Origin of the sequence: Neglectibacter sp. X4 (assembly GCF_009917365.1) — a bacterium.
Classification (GTDB): Bacteria; Bacillota; Clostridia; order Oscillospirales; family Acutalibacteraceae; genus Acutalibacter.
In genome coordinates this window covers 1-513 of record NZ_QWLE01000165.1, presented here as the reverse complement: position 1 = coordinate 513, position 513 = coordinate 1, and the positions used below count along the sequence as shown (strand labels likewise).

The 513-nt window shown below is 31.4% G+C and carries 1 protein-coding gene; it reads right to left on the bottom strand.

Annotated elements, in window-relative coordinates:
- Positions 1 to 204: 204 nt before the first annotated feature.
- Positions 205 to 513: DUF3592 domain-containing protein (locus D1841_RS17420; protein ID WP_207710199.1), on the bottom strand; the 309-nt coding region annotated here is incomplete at its 5' end.

The following is a 513-nucleotide window of genomic DNA, read 5'->3' as shown; positions in this document are numbered from 1 at the left end:
CAAATCGGTCATCATAATGAATGCATCCCATTATGGTTGCGCAAGTTTTAATTGAATATATTATCATTTAATCTTATTTCATCTCATTATTATATATAAAATATATTTTCTTTTCATAATTTTATAATTCTAATATAATGGTTGATTCTAGTCTATCCCAATTCGAAGGCTACTCATATATCTGCCATAAAAAATTCCTTTTCTCTAATGGATTTGCATAAATACAGCTATTAATACACTGCCTATGCCAATTAAAAATCCCTTGATGATTCGTTTCGCTGAATAACTGTATATTCTCTCTGGTTTGTTTCGGTCATAACGAACGGTAATCGGTGTTCCTATCTTGGATGTCAAAGGAACTTGTATGCGATTTTTAGATACAATGTTTCTGTCATTAACCCGATAGGAAATCTCTGCCAATTTTGCATTACGCCACTTTTCATTTGTCGGATTTGTTGATTTTATGGAAACAATCGTTCCATTCGTTTTCATTGTCTTTCCATGTTTTATTGC